The following is a 15754-nucleotide window of genomic DNA, read 5'->3' on the forward strand; positions in this document are numbered from 1 at the left end:
GAGGGTGACCGACACTCCGAACCTGCCGAGACGCGCCAGTCTCGAAGTGTTGCGCGCGGAGGCGTCGGATGAGCTCTCGGTCCTGGTGGAGGAGCGATTGCGTGACGGCGAGGATCCCTGGGACTTCATGGAGGACCTCCCCAGCGTCGATGAACTCGTCGTCCTGACGCTCCGTGCCGAGAACATCGCCGCCGACGGCGGCCAGCGTCCGACGCAGTCCCGGAACTACCGCGTCCTGCGGCAGATCGCGCTCGACTACCCGGCGCTCAGCACGGCCGTGTGGCGGCTTCTGGGCAGCGAGCCGCACCGCACCTGGAACGTCTCGGTCCGCGCGTCCTGACCCCCGTGGGATGTTCCACGTGAAACACGTCGTCTCGTCTCCGTAGGCTCGACACGTGGACCCTGCTGACCTCCTCGCGGCCGATCTCACCATCACGCCCGCGCCGCGGCCGGCAGCGATCGCGGACGCGCTGCGCGATCGCCGCATCCCCGGTGTCGTCGGGGCGTCGTCCGCGACCGTCGCGGTCACCCTGGACGGACGACTGGTCGTGATGGATGCCGACGGTCACCTCGCGGCGACAGATGCTGACCCGGTGGTCGCTGCCCTTGCGGCTCGCTGGGGCGCCGACGTCATCCTCGACGGGGAGACGATCTTCGCAGCGGCGTCGGGCGGCGCGAGAACCGACGCTGAGACGCGCAGCCAGGACGGCGTCGAGATGCGCAGCCAGGACGGCGCCGACCGCGTCTACATCGTCCGCGGCGAGCTCCCCGCCGATCCCGCGCGGCGCCTCGAGCTGGTAGCGCAACTGGAGGCATCCGTCAGCATCGTCACCGTCGACGGCGTGCACCTCGTGGTTGGTCACTCGCCGGTCCGGGACTACTGGCCACCAGCCCAGCGACCGGTCATCGTCCTCGAGCGAGGAGGGGAGGGCCTCCGGCTGGAGGTCTACAGTCGCACGGCGCTCACCGTCGGCGGGGTGCGGGATCGCCTGGCGATGCGCGGGATCCCCGACATCGAGGCGACGTGGCCGGCTGCCGTGACCCCGGTCCTCGAAGACTCCGGCGCAGACCGGCGCGACGTCCGGGACGTGCAGCGGATGCTGCGCGGCGGCCGGGTGCGCATCGGGACCGTGACGGGCGATCACCCCGACCCCGCCGCTGCGCTGGCCGAGGTCGGTGCGACAGCCGCCGACCTGGCACGACTCGCGCGACACGGCGGTGAAGAACTGCTGGTGAACGCGATCGGAGACGTGCTCGGCCTGCCAGCGGAGGCCGCGGACCTGCTGCTCCGTCGGATGCGCGTCGACGATCTGCCCGGAGCGCAGCACATCGAGCGCACGGGGGCGGCGCGGATCGTGTGGGAGCAGGTCATGTCCCCGCCCGCCGGGGCATCGCTCTGGCGTCGCTGGCGGCGTCTGGCGTTCACGAGGCCTCGTCTGGCCGCGACGCTGACGGTCATCGAGGCGGGTCTCACGGCGGCACTGATCGCGTACCTGCTGTGGGCCTCGCCCGCCGCGCCGTGGAACGTGGTGCTGTGGATTGCGGCATCCGTGCTCGTGGTCGACGTCGCGACCGACGTCATCGTGCTCCTCGCGATCCGACGACGTCGCGACTGACACGCCGAAGGGCCCGGCGACCGTGGTCGCGCGGGCCCTTCGGAGCGAAGTGCTCAGCCGATGTAGTCGGCGAGGTCCTGCTGGAGCGCGTGCTTCGGCTTCGCGCCGATGATGGTCTTCTCGACCTCGCCCTTGTTGAACACCTTCATCGCCGGGATCGACGTGATCTGGTACTCCATCGCGAGCTGCGGGTTCTCGTCGACGTTGAGCTTGAGGACCGTGATCTTCTCGGGGTTCTCAGCCTGGATCTCGTCGAGGATCGGGCTCACCATGCGACAGGGGCCGCACCACGCCGCCCAGAAGTCCACCAGGACGGGGCCTTCGGCGTTGATGACGTCCTGCTGCCAGGTGCTCTCACTCGTGGCCTTGGCGGTCATATGTCAGTCTCCTTCGGGGTCGACACGATCGTGTCAGTGGAAGATAACGCGGTGGATGCCGCGGGTGTTCCCGCTCAGGCGACGCCGACCTCGGCGTCCGCGCGGTCCTCGATGAGCGCTTCGGTCGCGGCCGGCGCCCCCGCGTCGCCGCGGGCGGCGAGGTAGTGCTCGAGGTCGAGCGCCGCGACCGTGCCGCTGCCGGCTGCGGTGACCGCCTGGCGGTAGGTCGGGTCGATGACGTCGCCGGCCGCGAACACACCCGGGACCGAGGTCTTGGAGGTGCGCCCGTCGACCCAGATCGTGCCGTGCTCGGTGATGTCGAGCACGTTGTGCACCAGGTGCGTGCGGGGGTCGTATCCGATCGCGACGAACACGCCGTCGAGGGCGAGGTCGCGCTCGGCGCCGTCGACCGTGTCGCGCAGGCGGACGCCGGAGACGGCGTCGTCACCGAGGATGTCGACGACCTCGCTGTTCCAGACGAACTCGATCTTCTCGTTCGCCCGCGCACGGTCCTGCATGATCTTCGATGCGCGCAGCTCACCGCGGCGGTGGATGACGTAGACCTTCGAGGCGAACTTCGTCAGGAACGTCGCCTCCTCCATCGCGGAGTCGCCGCCACCGACGACGGCGATGACCTTCTCGCGGAAGAAGAACCCGTCGCACGTGGCGCAGTACGAGACGCCGCGGCCCGACAGGCGGGCCTCGCCCTCGATACCGATCTTGCGCGGGGCGGACCCGGTTGCGAACACGACGGCCTCGGCCTCGTGGGTGTCGCCGCGACCCAGCGTGACGCGCTTGGTGTCGCCGCTGACGTCGAGCGCCGTGACGTCGTCGTAGACGACCTCTGCGCCGAACTTCTCGGCCTGCTCCTGCATCTTCGTCATGAGGTCGGGGCCCATGATGCCCTCGGGGAAGCCGGGGAAGTTCTCGACCTCGGTCGTGTTCATCAGCTCACCGCCGGCTTCGACCGAGCTCGCGATCACGAGGGGGGAGAGGTTGGCGCGCGCCGCGTAGATCGCCGCGGTGTAGCCCGCCGGACCCGATCCGATGATGATGACCTTGCGCACGTTGAATCCTCTCTTCGTCAGGGCGATGTTCGCGCCCAGACAGTCCAACCAATGGTAGCCGCGTGGCATTCCACGCCGGCGGGGCTCACCGCCCGGGCAGGAACCTCCGGAGCGCACGCCCCGCCGGGGCCAGCTCGGGGGTGCGGAAGAGGGCGAGGATGGCGGCGTAGACGAAGAGCGTCACCCCGCCGATGAGGGCCGCGCCGAGGAAGCCGAGAAGGCGCTCTGACACCGTCCAGCCCTCGACGCCGCCGAGGAGGAGGAATACGCCCCAGCCGGCGGCGGCGGCGGGGATCGCCGCCATGCCGAACCGCAGGATGCCGCGGAATGCCGCGCCCAGGCCGAGGGGGCCGATCCTGCGCCGCAGGAGGGTGATCGCGAGCGCGAACTGCACGATGTTGGCGACGGACTGCCCGAGGGCGATCGTGACGGCCAACCATTCGAGCGGGAGGATGCCCGCGGTGAGGAGGGCGGAGGCGGCCAACGCCGTGGCGATGACGATGACGGCCTGGACGAGCGTGTACAGGAACGGTGTGCGCGTGTCCTTCAGCGCGTAGAACGTGCGCTGCAGGCCGAACTGGAACGACAGCGGCAGCAGTGCGACGAGGTAGGCGCAGAGCACCCACGCGAAGGCCACGGCGTTGTCGGGGGTCGTGGTGAACAGCCGCGCCAGGGGGACGGCGGCCACCGTCATGGCGGCGAGGACGCCCACCATGAAGATGCCGACGGTACGGGTGAGGGACGACAGGTCGGCGGTCACGGCATCCGTCCGTCCCTCGGCGACGTGCTCACTCAGCTTCGTGTAATACGGGGTGCCGAGTGAGAGCACGATGACCGAGAACGGCAGCATGAACAGCAGCCAGGCGTTCTGCAGGGTCGCCCCGGCGGCACCCTCGCCCGAGGCTGATCCGACGATGTTGACCTGGAACGCGCCGGCGATCTGGCCGACGACGACCATGAGGAACGTCCAGCCGGCGAGCCGCCCGATCTGACGCAGACCGATACCCCGCCAGCGGAAGTCCGGCCGCACGTGGAGACCGGCGCGACGCCAGAACAGGAACAGGATGCCGGCCTGGATGACGATGCCGAGGGTCGCCGTGCCGCCCATCAGCGCGATCATGCCCGCGGTCCACCCGCTCGCCGTCTCATACGTCCCGAACAGGGCGATGAAGACGCCGAAGCCGGCGATGGACACGAGGTTGTTCACGATGGGCGACCAGGCGAACGGTCCGAAGATGCGGCGCGCGTTCAACACCTCGCCCACCAGGGCGTACAGGCCGTAGAACAGCAGCTGCGGGAGGCACCAGTAGGCCAGGGCGAGGGTCAGCGACTTCGCCTCTGCGGTGAACTTGCCGGCGTAGATCTCGACGAGCAGAGGCGCGGCGACGACAGCCGCCGCCGTGACGACGGCGAGGGCGAGCACGCCGAGGGTCAGGAGCTTCGAGACGAACGCGCTGCCGCGGTCGTCATGGGTCTTCACGGCCTTCACGATCTGCGGCACGATCACGCCCGCGAGGAGGCCGGACGAGATGAGGGCGAAGACCGAGTTGGGCAGCTGGTTCGCCACGGCGAACGAGTCGGCGGCTTTCGCGCCGACGGTGCCCACCGCGATGGTCAGCACGATGTTGCGGATGAGCCCCGTGATCCGCGACGCCATCGTCCCGGCCGCGACGGTCGCGCTCGCGCGCCCGAGACCGGCCATCAGGAGACCATCTCGAGGAGGCGGCGACGGCGGCGACGCACGGTGCGGACGACGCCGAAGACCAGGAGGCCCGAGACGAGGACGGAGAGGATGACGATGGCCACCGATTCCCATTCGGCCCGCACCGAGACCGCGACCCGCTCGGTGTCGCCGAGGATCACGCCGGTGGGGCTTCGCAGTTCGAGGTCGACGGAGGACTCCCCGCTGCCGACGAGGGCGGTCACGGGCACTTCGACGCGGGTGGTCTGCTGTGCGCCGACCTCGACCGGCGTCTGGCCGGTGATGACGAGGCGGGCATCGTTCGGTTCGGCGCGCAGGTCGACGCGGGCAGGCCACGGCAGGTCGTTGCGGACCGTGAAGACGAGCGCCGCGCTGGAGCCTGCCAGGGTGATGTCGCCGGCGAGGACGAGCGCGACGCCGTCCGTCCAGGTGGCGATGCGCTCGCGCTGCGCAGCGAGGGCTTCGGCCCATCCCTCGGGGTCGTCGAGCCACGCGTTGCCCATCAGCTGCATCTCGGTCGCCCGCTCCGACGACAGGACGACGGACGGGTCGTCGAGCACCGACGAGACGCGGATGAGGCCCGGCTGCGCGTCGCGGAAGGCCTCGAGGGCCGCGACGCGGTCGGCGTCGGGCGCCACGTCGTCGAGCTCCACGACGTCGGCGGGCGTCGCCAGCAGATCGCTGAGACCCGTGGCATCCCGACCGGGCAGGTCGGTTGCGGCACGGATCGTCTCGCTGAGCGCCGCGGACGAGCGGCCGGTCGCTCGATCGACCGTGACGAGGAGCGGCTCGCGCGGTGACCCGAGCGTCGCGCGAGCTGTGACCTGGGCCAGGAGCGCCGCGCGGTTCGTTCGGGCGTCCGTCGTCGACGCCTCTTCGAGCAGGCCGGACAACCGGTCGTCGTACACGAGGAGGTCGGCGCCGCTTGCGCGGGCGTGGACGGCCGCTTCCGAGCGGACGACGGAGCTCGGCACCAGCGTGACGGGTGCGTCCTCCGCTCCCGTCAGCGCGCCGAGCGCCGCGACCGTCGCTGCCCCCGCTGTGCCGGTCGCGGGCCAGAACACGCTGTCGCGCCCTGCGCCAATGTCGGTCAGTTCGTCGAGGGTCGGCAACGTCGGCACGGCGGGCGTCGGCGTGGGGGCGGGCGTCGCGTCGTCGTCGGGTGCGGGTGCGGTGAAATTCGCCGGGTCGAGGTACGCCGAGAACGACGGGACTTCGAGCAGGGATGCCCCGTCTGCTGCGACCTGCGAGGCGAGATCGGCGTCGCCGTACTGCAGCGCGAAGCGGTCGTTCGGAAGGGCCATCAGATCCTCGAGCCATTCGACGGCGTCGGCCGGGGCGGCGGACCCGAGCGCGCGGATCGAGGCGGGCAGGGCGGGGTCGACGGCGAGGATCGCCGACGTGGCGGTGACCCCGTCGAGGAGCTCGCGGAGGTCGCCGTCCTCCGCCGTGAGCGCGGCGAGGGCGTCGGCGCTGAGCACACCCGTGGACTGCGGTCCCGCCGAGACGGGGACGACGACGCCGATCGGTGCCGGCGGGTTCGTCACGCCGGGGATGACGACGACCGAACGCGCGCGCGCGGACTCGTCGCCGGTCGTGTAGGTGCCGCGGATCGGATACACACCGGGTGAGCGGTCCTCCAACCCGGTGTCGGCCGGCGTGATCGAGACGGTCTGGGACACCGCGTCGTCCGCGGGGACCTCGGCGATGTCGTCGCGCGACACCTCGTCGAAGCCGCCGTTCGCCGCACCCGCGTCCAGCCAGGAATCCAGGGCGGTCGTCGTGGTCAGGGGCCGTTCGCCGATCTCGACGATCACCTCGCCCGGCGCGAGGGGCGCGTCGCCCGGGTTGCTCGCATCCACGGACAGGATGAGGGACCGCCCCTCACCGACGACGCCGTCGGCTGTCGGAGCGAGCGCGAGGTCGATCTGCGTCTGCGCATCGCCGTCGGTCGCGGCGACGGCGGCCGGTGCCGCGCCCAGGGCCACGAGGAGCGCGGCCAGCGCAGCCGCCGGTGCGATGTGACGCACACGACGACGCGGCGTCGACGCCGACGAGGGGCGCGGCGGCGCGGTGTCGGGGTGACCCGCAGCAGGGCGACCCGGAGCAGGCGGAGTGAAGGTCATGGTGAGGTCTGTTCCGGTGCGATCCATGACCGCACGTCTCGACAGATTCTAGGGTCCCCCTCCTTGGAAGCCCCCGATTGCACGGGCGGGGCGGTGGGACCGGGCCGTCGGACGGTTGAATGGGAGGGTGAGCGACACCCGGTATCCCGACCCGTCCGTCATCGAGGCGCTGCGGGCGGACCTGTCCGCGGCCGGCTACACCGCCGACGCGGTGCGGGGTGCGTGGGGGCCCGTCGCCGACACCGCCACCGGTCACGGCCTGCTCGGGCCTGCGCGGCGAGCACTGGCCGGGCGCACCGATCCGCTCGCGGTGCTGTGCCGCACGCTCTTCCTCGGCGACGCTGCGCCCCGCGCCGACGTCGACGCCGCGCTCCCGACCGCGCGGGCCGACGGGCTCGTCGCGCTCGACCTGGCCCGCATCGACGGCGAGGTCGTCACCCCGACCGCCCTCCTGCGGCCGCAGGACTTCGCGGATGCCGGGGGCACCGGCGGCTGGTGGATCGCCAGCGACCTCGACGAGGCGGCGCTCGGCGGCGCGCTGCCGACCGGGCACGTGCTCGGCATCGGCGGGGCATCCCTCACCCTGGCCGGCCTGCAGCTCGACACCCCCGCGCGCCGGGTGCTGGATCTCGGGACGGGATGCGGCATCCAGGCGCTCCGCGCACGCCGCATCGCACCCGAGGTCGTCGCGACGGACGTGTCGGAGCGCGCGTTGCGGTTCACCCTGCTCAACGCCCGCCTGAACGACCTCACCGGCATTGAGGTGCGCCACGGGAGCCTGTTCGAACCCGTCGCCGGCGAGGAGTTCGATCGCGTCGTCTCGAATCCGCCGTTCGTCATCACGCCGCGGGTCGCGGGCGTCCCCGAGTACGAGTACCGCGACGCCGGGTTCGCCGGCGACGACCTCGTCGCGGCGTTCGTGAGCGGTGTCGGCGGGGTGCTCGCGCCCGGCGGCACGGCACAGCTGCTCGGGAACTGGGAGTACCGGGACGGGCAGGACGGCCTCGACCGCGTCCGCACCTGGGTCGCGGCATCCTCCCATCCGCTCGACGCGTGGATCGTCGAGCGCGAGCAGCTCGACCCGCTCGCGTATGCGGAGCTGTGGGTGCGCGACGGCGGCACGACGCCCGGGAGCGCCGAGTACGAGCGACTCATCGACGCGTGGCTCACCGACTTCGCGGCACGGGGGGTGACTGCGGTCGGATTCGGGTACCTGCTGCTGCGGAGGACGCCGATCGGGATGCCGCCCCTCGTCCGGTACGAGCGCGTCGCCCAGCCGGTCGCCGGGTCGCTCGGCCCGCACCTCGGCGCAGCGCTCGCCGCGTGGGACCGGTTGGGGCTCCTGGACGACACGGCGCTGGCGGAGTCGACGGCGATCGTCGCCGAGGACGTCACCGAGGCCCGCCACCACCGGCCGGGCGCCGAGGAGCCGTCGGTGATCGAGCTGCACCAGGGCGGCGCCTTCGCGCGCGTGCTCGATGTCGACCCGGCGCTCGCTGCGCTCGTCGGCGCCTGCGACGGCGATCTGCCGCTCGGCGTGTTGATCGACGCGATCGGCGATCTGCTCGATGTGGATGCCGGGGCGCTCCGCGCCGACCTCCTGCCGCGGGTGCGCGAACTGCTGTTCACGGGATTCCTGCGGCTTGCGTGACGCATCGGGCACGAGCCGCGCAGACGGCGCACCGTAGGCTCGAAGGCATGCTGAACATGGCCGAGGGTCTCGCGCGCCTGGGCGCGCTCGCCGACGCTCCCGTGTCGGCCGCGCTCGCCGATGCCTTCTCGGATGCCGAGTTCGAACTCGCGATCGTCGGCGGGCCCGTCCGCGACGCGCTGCTCGGCCGCGCCGTCAACGACCTCGATTACACGACGAACGCCCGACCCGACGACATCCTGCGCATCGTGAAGCCGCTCGCGACGGCGACGTGGGACATCGGCCGCGCGTTCGGCACGATCGGCGCGAAGATCCGAGGCGAGCAGGTCGAGATCACGACGTACCGCGCCGACAGCTATGACGGCACGACCCGCAAGCCCACGGTCGAGTTCGGCGACACGCTCGAGCAAGACCTGGTCAGGCGCGATTTCACGGTCAACGCGATGGCGCTGCGGATCCCCGGCCCCTCGCTCGTGGACCCGACCGGCGGCGTCGAGGACCTCGTCGGCCAGACGCTGCGCACGCCCACCGACCCCGACGTCAGCTTCGGCGACGACCCGCTCCGGATGCTGCGCGCCGCCCGCTTCGCGAGCCAGCTCGGCATGGACGTCCATCCGGCGACCCTCGAGGCGATGAGCCGCCTCGCGTCGAGCCTGTCGATCGTGAGCCCCGAGCGGGTGCAGGGCGAGCTCGTGAAGCTGCTCTCGACCGAGGCGCCGGACCGCGGCATCCGTCTGCTCGTCGACGCCGGCCTCATGGAGCAGTTCCTGCCCGAGGTCCCCGCGCTCCGCCTCGAGGTCGACGAGCACCACCACCACAAGGACGTCTACGAGCACTCGCTCACCGTGCTCGCGCAGGCGATCGACCTCGAGCGGCAGCGGCACCCGGGCCAAGCGCCCGACGTGACGCTCCGCCTCGCGGCCCTGTTGCACGACATCGGCAAGCCGGCGACGCGCAAGCTCGAGCCCGGCGGTGCGGTCAGCTTTCATCACCACGACGTGAAGGGCGCCCGCATGGCGCGGAAGCGCCTGCAGGCGTTGCGGTTCGACGGTGCGACGACGGATGCCGTGTGCCAGCTCATCGAGCAGCACCTGCGCTTCTTCGGGTACGCCGAGGGCGCCTGGACCGACTCGGCCGTGCGCCGCTACGTCCGAGACGCGGGTGAGCAGCTCGAGCGGCTGCACATCCTGACGCGGGCCGACGTGACCACGCGGAACAAGCGCAAGGCGACCCGGTTGCGCACGGCCTATGACGACATCGAGACGCGGATCGCGCAGCTCGCCGAGCAGGAGCAGCTCGAGGCGATGCGTCCGGCGCTCGACGGCAACCGGATCCAGGAGATCCTCGGCATCCGCCCGGGTCGCGAGGTGGGCGAGGCGTACCGGTATCTGCTCGACATCCGCCTCGATGAGGGCGTCATCGAGCCTGCGGTCGCGGAGCAGCGTCTGCGCGACTGGTGGGCCGCGCGCGGCTGACGCTCAGCGCAGTCGCCGGGCGGCCGTCAGGTCGATGACGAACAGGGCGGCCCCCTGGATGACGATCGCGAGCCCGTGCCCGCGCGCGGCCGTAGGACTGAGGCGCCCCCCGAAGGACGGGGTGCGCGCGGCGAGGTGCCCGCCGGCGGCGATGTAGCCGACGTCGAGAGCGGCGTTCACGAGGAGGATGCGGCGCAGCATCCGCTTCTTCGGAACGGCGTCCTGCCGTCGGGTGACCCCCGCGAGAGCGATGTCGATGGCCCCCCACATCAGGTTCTGCAGGCCGAAGGCGCGGGTGCGTCGTGGCAGGGCAAGCAGTCCGCCGAGGACGACGGATGCCGTACCCCACCGTGTCAGACGGCGGACGACGGTGGCGGCGGCGGTCTTCGGGGAGCTCATGGCTTCATCATCGCGCCGCCAGGGCACCCGAGGGCCGTTCGCCCGTCACGATCTGCGGCCCCCGACGGCGCGTGGTGACGGGCGAACGACGCATGTCACGCTGCGCGCGAGGCTGCCAGCGTGCGGCCGGCATCGACCGCGGCCTGCTCGGCACCGGCCTTGAGTTCGGCGGCGGCGTCGGTGAACGCGTCGAGGGCGGGGTTGACGCCCACGAGGGTGAAGGGCCGGTGGACGACGGTGAGGTCCAGTCCCCAGACGTCTTCGAAGACGCGGCGCAGCCACCCGGTCGAGTGGTCCCAGCCCTCCTTCGGGCTGCCCGGCTCGTAGTTGCCGCCGAGCACCGTCACGAGGGTCGCCGGCTTACCGCGGAGCGCGGTGCCCTGCGGGTCGACGCGCGGGTCGGTGTAGGCGAGGTCGAACCACGTCTTCACGTGCTGCGAGACGCCGTAGTTGTAGAGCGGCACGGTGAACAGCAGCGCGTCCGCGCCGATGAGCTCGTCGGCCAGCTCGGTGCGGAGGGCGATCGCCGACCGCTGCCCGTCGGTGTGCTGGTCGGCGGGGGTGAAGCCCGAGGTCACCGAGTCGCGCCACGAGGTGGCGGGGATCGGGTCGGCGGCGACGTCGCGGCGGACGACGTCGCTCGAGGGATGGGCGGCGAGCCATTCGGCCTCGACGAGGTCGCCGAGCTCGCGACTCGCGGACGTGGCGGGCAGGATGCTGGCATCCAGACGGAACAGGGTCATGTGCTTCTCCGATCAGAGTCACTAAGAAAAACGAAGCGGCTCCGGGAACGCTAGCACACGTACGATGGAGGCATGGCCGAGGGACATGACGCGCGACAGTGCGACGCCGCGGTCTCCCACGCGTTCTCGGTGCTCGGCAAGCGCTGGAACGGGATGATCCTCGACGTCCTCAGCGACGGTGAACTCTCGTTCTCGGGAGTGCGCCGTGCCGTCTCGGGCATCAGCGACGCCGTCCTGTCCGACCGACTCACCGAGCTCGCCGACGCCGGCCTCGTCGCGCGCCAGGTCGAGCCGGGTCCGCCGGTCGCCGTCACGTACGCGCTGACCGAGGCGGGGTGCCGTCTCGCGCCGATCCTGACCCAGCTTGGCGAGTGGGCAGAAGGCAACCTCCTCCGGCGCTGAGCCCTGTCGCCGCGCGACGCGCCGACCTAGACTGACCGGCACAGCTCCTTCGACGAAGATCGGAGCCCCATGAGCTCGCCGTGGTCCACCCGCGTCGAGGTCGCACCCGCCACCTCGCGCCTGCTCATCGAGCGCGCGCACGAGGAGCTGCTCGCCGGGAACGCCGGCGACCCCCGCCTCGAGGACGTCCGTCCGCTCGTGCGCGAATCGTGGCGCCGCTCGCTCGCCTCGGATGCCGCCGCCGAAGGACTCCCGCGGCTCGACATGACCGCCGACGAACTCGAGGCCTACCGTCGCGCCCATCCGCTCGCGGGCGTCATGGAGATGGTCCGCTCGCTGCTGCTCCCCGGGTCCCCGGAGGACTCCGGCGTGATCGTCGCGGTCGGGGACGCCTCGGGCCGCCTGCTCTGGGTCGAGGGCGATCGCGGCATCCGCACCCTGACCGGCGACATGGGCTTCGTCGCGGGCGCGGACTGGGCCGAGGCATCCGTCGGCACATCCGCACCGGGCACCGCGCTGGCCCTCGACCGCGCCGTGCAGATCCGTCAGGCGGAGCACTTCAACCGCTTCGTCCAGCCCTGGTCGTGCACCGCGGCGCCCGTCCACGACCCCGAGACGCGGCGGTTGATCGGCGTCATCGACGTCACCGGCGGCAGTGAGGCCGTCACGCCGCAGGCGCAGCTGCTCGTCGACGCGGCGGCGCGTGCGATCGAGGGCGAGCTGCTGGTCGGTCGGCTGCGCTCCCGCGCGGAGGCACCCCGGCGCCGCGCCGCACGGACCGTCGCAGGCGGGCACGCGACCCTTCGGGTGCTCGGACGCGACCGGGCGCTGCTCGAGACCGAGGGGGATGCCGCGGCATCCGTCACCGAGCTGAGCGCACGCCACGCCGAGATCCTGCTCATGCTCGCCAGCCACCGCGAGGGGCTGTCGGCCGAGGTGCTCGCCGACCTCGTCTACGGCGAGCCCGCGGTCGAGACCCTCCGGCCCGAGATGGTCCGGCTGCGGAAGGTGCTCGAGAAGCGCGCGCCGCAGCTGGTCCCGCTGTCGCGCCCGTACCGGCTGCCCGTCGAGCTCGAGACCGACGTGCAGCACGTCGTGTCGCTGCTCGGGCGCGGCGCCCACCGCGTCGCGCTGACGACGTACACCGGGCCGGTGCTGCCGGACTCCGTCGCCCCGGGCGTCGAGGAGCTTCGGGCGTCGGTGCGTGCGACTCTGCGCGAGACGATGGTCGGCGAGGCCGGTGTCGAGGCGCTGCTCGCGTACGCCGACAGCGCCGACGGACGCGAGGATGCCGAGGTGCTCCGCCTGTGCCTGCGGATGCTGCCCGCGCGCTCGCCGCGGCGGGCCGGGCTGGTCGCCCGGCTGCAGGCGCTCGGCGCCTGAGTCATCGCGGCCGGCCCGCGTTCGGCGTCGGCCCGCGTTCGCCGATGCAATGGATCCGGGGCGACACGCCGGGGTGGGATGCCGGGGCGCGGCGTGTCGCGCGAGATCCATTGCATCCGCGCACGGCGCACGGCCCCGCAACCGGATGCAACGTCGCACGGCGTAGCGTGCCCGGCATCCGATCCGCGGCGACGTCGCCGCATCCATGTCCGTCGAAGGAGACAGCATGACCATCGTCGAAGAGGGCGTCTCGAGCGTCTACGCCGCACCCGGCCAGCGGGGAGCGGTCGCCGAATACCGGGCGCGCTACGGCCACTACATCGGCGGCGAGTTCGTCGAGCCGGTGAAGGGCCAGTACTTCGAGAACATCACCCCCGTCACCGGAAAGCCGTTCTGCGAGGTCGGCCGCGGCACCGTCGAAGACATCGACCGTGCGGTCGACGTCGCGTGGAAGGCGTTCGCGTCGTGGAAGAAGACGACGCCCGCCGAGCGCGCCGTCATCCTCAACAGGATCGCCGACCGCATCGAGGAGAACCTCGAGAAGATCGCCGTCGCCGAGACGTGGGAGAACGGCAAGCCGGTGCGCGAGACGCTCGCCGCCGACATCCCGCTCGCCGTCGACCACTTCCGCTACTTCGCGGGCGTCCTGCGGGCACAGGAGGGCACGCTCAGCCAGCTCGACGACGACACCGTCGCGTACCACTTCCACGAGCCCCTCGGTGTGGTCGGACAGATCATCCCCTGGAACTTCCCGATCCTCATGGCGACGTGGAAGCTCGCCCCGGCCCTGGCGGCCGGCAACTGCGTCGTCCTCAAGCCCGCCGAGCAGACCCCGGCATCCATCCTGTTTCTGTTCGAGCTCATCGGCGACCTGCTGCCGGCGGGCGTCGTGAACATCGTCAACGGGTTCGGCATCGAGGCGGGAGCCCCGCTCGCATCGCACAAGCGCATCCGCAAGATCGCGTTCACCGGCGAGACCACGACCGGGCGCCTCATCATGCAGTACGCCTCGCAGAACCTCATCCCGGTGACGCTGGAGCTCGGCGGGAAGAGCCCGAACCTTTTCTTCGAGGACGTCGCCCGCAGCACCGACGACGCCTACTACGACAAGGCGCTCGAGGGCTTCACGCTGTTCGCCCTCAACCAGGGCGAGGTCTGCACGTGTCCGTCGCGCTCGCTCATCCAGCGCTCGATCTACGACTCCTTCCTCGCCGACGGCCTCGAACGCGTCGGGAAGGTCGTCCAGGGCAACCCGCTCGACCCGGCCACAATGATCGGCGCGCAGGCGTCGAACGACCAGCTGGAGAAGATCCTGAGCTACATCGACATCGGGAAGCAGGGCGGCGCCAAACTGCTCACCGGCGGCGAGCGGGTCGACCTCGGCGGCGATCTCAGCGGTGGGTACTACGTCGCCCCGACCGTGTTCGAGGGCACGAACGACATGCGGATCTTCCAGGAGGAGATCTTCGGCCCCGTGCTGTCGGTGACGAGCTTCGACGACTTCGACGACGCGATCTCGATGGCCAACGACACGCTCTACGGCCTCGGCGCCGGCGTCTGGAGCCGCTCCGGCGACATCGCCTACCGCGCGGGCCGTGCGATCGAGGCCGGCCGCGTGTGGACGAACACCTACCACCAGTACCCGGCGCACGCCGCGTTCGGTGGGTACAAGCAATCCGGTATCGGTCGCGAGAATCACCTGCGGATGCTCGACCACTACCAGCAGACGAAGAACCTGCTCGTGTCCTACGCCGAGGGCGCGATGGGCTTCTTCTGAGCCGACACCCATGACCGACACCACCTTCAGCAGGGTCGCCGTCTCCGACGAGGCGGCGGCCCTGCTGCGCACCCTCACTGCGCAGCACGGTCCGCTGATGTTTCATCAGTCGGGTGGATGCTGCGACGGCAGCAGCCCCATGTGCTATCCCGTCGGCATGTTCCTCACCGGACCCGGCGACGTGAAGCTCGGCGAGGTCGACGCGGCCCTCGACGATCCGATCGAGGTCTACATGTCGGCATCCCAGTTCGAGTACTGGAAGTACACGCATCTCACGATCGACGTCGTCCCGGGCCGCGGCGCCGGGTTCAGCGTCGAAGGGCCGACCGGGATGCGGTTCCTCATCCGGTCGCGGATGCTCACCGAGGAGGAGCTCGTCGCCTTCGGGCTCGCGTGAGAGGCCCTGCAACGCAACGCGCCTCCCGGCCGTCGGACCGGGAGGCGCGTCGCGTGACGGGTGTCAGCCGTTGCACGCCTCGGTGATCTCGCCCGCAGCGTCGGTGAAAGCGGTGATGCCGTCGTTCAGACCGCCGGCCGCGGCCTGGATGCCCTCCTGGTCCTTCGCGTCGACGGCGTCGCTCAGGTCGACGAAGACGGACTCGAAGTCGCTCCAGGCGGTGGAGTAGGAGTCGAACGCGGCGGAGACCTCCGGGTTGGTGATCTTGCCCGCGACCTCGTCGATCTTGGTGCCGATCGAGGTGAACGTCTCGCGGGCTGCGGTCGTGTCGCCGGACTGGACCGACTCCGAGAGCTCGCCGCTGGCGGCGTTGATCTCGGAGCTCAGGTCGCTCATCTCGGTCTGGAGCAGCGAGCAGGCATCCGCGACGCTCTGGTCGCCGGCGGGGGCTTCGGCCTCTGCCGATTCCTCCTCGGCGGGGGCCGAGCTCACCGGCGCGGGAGTGGTGGTCGTGCCCGACTCTGCCGACCCGCAGCCGGTCAGGGCGAAGAGTGCGAGGGTGGCGGCGGCGAGGCTCGCCGAGACGGTGTGCGTACGCGACATGTGTTCTTCTCCTTGGTGGGGTGCCGACGAGGACGC

General features: G+C 71.4%; 15 protein-coding genes. 8 read left to right on the forward strand and 7 right to left on the reverse strand.

Annotated features, from left to right (window positions below):
- Positions 1-4 precede the first annotated feature (4 nt).
- Entirely contained in the window at positions 5-340 is a 336-nt protein-coding gene (locus KZX17_RS04140) for a tryptophan synthase subunit alpha (protein ID WP_248170607.1), read from the forward strand.
- A gap of 55 nt (positions 341-395) precedes the next feature.
- Positions 396-1616 carry a hypothetical protein gene (locus tag KZX17_RS04145; protein WP_248170605.1) on the forward strand — a complete coding sequence of 407 codons (1221 nt, stop codon included), beginning with the start codon at positions 396-398 and terminating at the stop codon, positions 1614-1616.
- Between the two features lie 53 nt (positions 1617-1669).
- Here KZX17_RS04145 and trxA read toward each other — a convergent pair whose 3' ends face one another.
- From trxA to KZX17_RS04165, 4 genes are all read right to left on the reverse strand, one after another.
- On the reverse strand, positions 1670-1993 hold the full coding sequence (trxA, locus tag KZX17_RS04150) for a thioredoxin (protein WP_248170603.1): 324 nt from the start codon (positions 1991-1993) through the stop codon (positions 1670-1672).
- 74 nt (positions 1994-2067) lie between these two features.
- Positions 2068-3060 (reverse strand): thioredoxin-disulfide reductase, encoded by a 993-nt coding sequence (gene trxB / locus KZX17_RS04155; protein ID WP_248170602.1) that lies wholly within the window; start codon positions 3058-3060, stop codon positions 2068-2070.
- An 85-nt stretch (positions 3061-3145) separates the two neighbouring features.
- Positions 3146-4762, reverse strand: a complete 1617-nt coding sequence (gene murJ / locus KZX17_RS04160; RefSeq protein ID WP_248170601.1) for a murein biosynthesis integral membrane protein MurJ — start codon at positions 4760-4762, stop codon at positions 3146-3148.
- Positions 4762-6888 carry a DUF6049 family protein gene (locus KZX17_RS04165; RefSeq protein WP_248170600.1) on the reverse strand — a complete coding sequence of 709 codons (2127 nt, stop codon included), beginning with the start codon at positions 6886-6888 and terminating at the stop codon, positions 4762-4764. The genes murJ and KZX17_RS04165 overlap by 1 nt, the downstream gene beginning before the upstream one ends.
- Before the next feature lie 127 nt (positions 6889-7015).
- Between KZX17_RS04165 and KZX17_RS04170 the strand changes: the two genes are divergently transcribed.
- Positions 7016-8539 carry a methyltransferase gene (locus KZX17_RS04170; RefSeq protein WP_248170599.1) on the forward strand — a complete coding sequence of 508 codons (1524 nt, stop codon included), beginning with the start codon at positions 7016-7018 and terminating at the stop codon, positions 8537-8539.
- Between the two features lie 47 nt (positions 8540-8586).
- Positions 8587-10014, forward strand: coding sequence for a CCA tRNA nucleotidyltransferase (locus KZX17_RS04175; protein WP_248170598.1), 1428 nt, complete (start codon positions 8587-8589; stop codon positions 10012-10014).
- A gap of 3 nt (positions 10015-10017) precedes the next feature.
- Here the strand turns inward: KZX17_RS04175 and KZX17_RS04180 are convergent, their stop codons facing one another.
- Both KZX17_RS04180 and KZX17_RS04185 read right to left on the reverse strand, forming a co-directional pair.
- Complete coding sequence (locus tag KZX17_RS04180; RefSeq protein ID WP_248170597.1) at positions 10018-10413, reverse strand: hypothetical protein; 396 nt, start codon at positions 10411-10413, stop codon at positions 10018-10020.
- Positions 10414-10508: 95 nt separating this feature from the next.
- Entirely contained in the window at positions 10509-11156 is a 648-nt protein-coding gene (locus KZX17_RS04185; RefSeq protein ID WP_248170596.1) for an FMN-dependent NADH-azoreductase, read from the reverse strand.
- Positions 11157-11228: 72 nt separating this feature from the next.
- Here KZX17_RS04185 and KZX17_RS04190 point away from each other — a divergent pair, with 72 nt between their 5' ends.
- The 4 genes from KZX17_RS04190 (at position 11229) to KZX17_RS04205 (ending at position 15115) form a co-directional block, all read left to right on the forward strand.
- Positions 11229-11558, forward strand: a complete 330-nt coding sequence (locus KZX17_RS04190; protein ID WP_248170595.1) for a helix-turn-helix domain-containing protein — start codon at positions 11229-11231, stop codon at positions 11556-11558.
- A gap of 69 nt (positions 11559-11627) precedes the next feature.
- The gene (locus KZX17_RS04195) at positions 11628-12941 is read left to right on the forward strand and encodes a GAF domain-containing protein (RefSeq protein WP_248170593.1); all 1314 of its coding nucleotides are present in this window, start codon (positions 11628-11630) and stop codon (positions 12939-12941) included.
- A gap of 226 nt (positions 12942-13167) precedes the next feature.
- Positions 13168-14718 carry an aldehyde dehydrogenase family protein gene (locus tag KZX17_RS04200; RefSeq protein ID WP_248170592.1) on the forward strand — a complete coding sequence of 517 codons (1551 nt, stop codon included), beginning with the start codon at positions 13168-13170 and terminating at the stop codon, positions 14716-14718.
- A gap of 10 nt (positions 14719-14728) precedes the next feature.
- Complete coding sequence (locus KZX17_RS04205; RefSeq protein ID WP_248170590.1) at positions 14729-15115, forward strand: DUF779 domain-containing protein; 387 nt, start codon at positions 14729-14731, stop codon at positions 15113-15115.
- A gap of 63 nt (positions 15116-15178) precedes the next feature.
- On the opposite strand, the gene KZX17_RS04210 is transcribed toward KZX17_RS04205, so the two are convergent.
- Positions 15179-15718: a hypothetical protein gene (locus KZX17_RS04210; RefSeq protein ID WP_248170588.1), complete on the reverse strand. Its 540-nt coding sequence runs from the start codon at positions 15716-15718 to the stop codon at positions 15179-15181.
- Between the last annotated feature and the right edge of the window lie 36 nt (positions 15719-15754).

This window comes from Microbacterium sp. EYE_78 (assembly GCF_023149035.1).
GTDB lineage: Bacteria > Actinomycetota > Actinomycetes > Actinomycetales > Microbacteriaceae > Microbacterium.

Bases quoted from the DNA above. Each gene is read 5' to 3' on its own strand.
- trxA (WP_248170603.1), bottom strand. From the start codon at position 1,993: ATGACCGCCAAGGCCACGAGTGAGAGCACCTGGCAGCAGGACGTCATC.
- murJ (WP_248170601.1), bottom strand. From the start codon at position 4,762: ATGGCCGGTCTCGGGCGCGCGAGCGCGACCGTCGCGGCCGGGACGATG.
- KZX17_RS04165 (WP_248170600.1), bottom strand. From the start codon at position 6,888: ATGACCTTCACTCCGCCTGCTCCGGGTCGCCCTGCTGCGGGTCACCCC.
- KZX17_RS04175 (WP_248170598.1), top strand. From the start codon at position 8,587: ATGCTGAACATGGCCGAGGGTCTCGCGCGCCTGGGCGCGCTCGCCGAC.
- KZX17_RS04180 (WP_248170597.1), bottom strand. From the start codon at position 10,413: ATGAGCTCCCCGAAGACCGCCGCCGCCACCGTCGTCCGCCGTCTGACA.
- KZX17_RS04185 (WP_248170596.1), bottom strand. From the start codon at position 11,156: ATGACCCTGTTCCGTCTGGATGCCAGCATCCTGCCCGCCACGTCCGCG.
- KZX17_RS04190 (WP_248170595.1), top strand. From the start codon at position 11,229: ATGGCCGAGGGACATGACGCGCGACAGTGCGACGCCGCGGTCTCCCAC.
- KZX17_RS04195 (WP_248170593.1), top strand. From the start codon at position 11,628: ATGAGCTCGCCGTGGTCCACCCGCGTCGAGGTCGCACCCGCCACCTCG.
- KZX17_RS04200 (WP_248170592.1), top strand. From the start codon at position 13,168: ATGACCATCGTCGAAGAGGGCGTCTCGAGCGTCTACGCCGCACCCGGC.
- KZX17_RS04205 (WP_248170590.1), top strand. From the start codon at position 14,729: ATGACCGACACCACCTTCAGCAGGGTCGCCGTCTCCGACGAGGCGGCG.
- KZX17_RS04210 (WP_248170588.1), bottom strand. From the start codon at position 15,718: ATGTCGCGTACGCACACCGTCTCGGCGAGCCTCGCCGCCGCCACCCTC.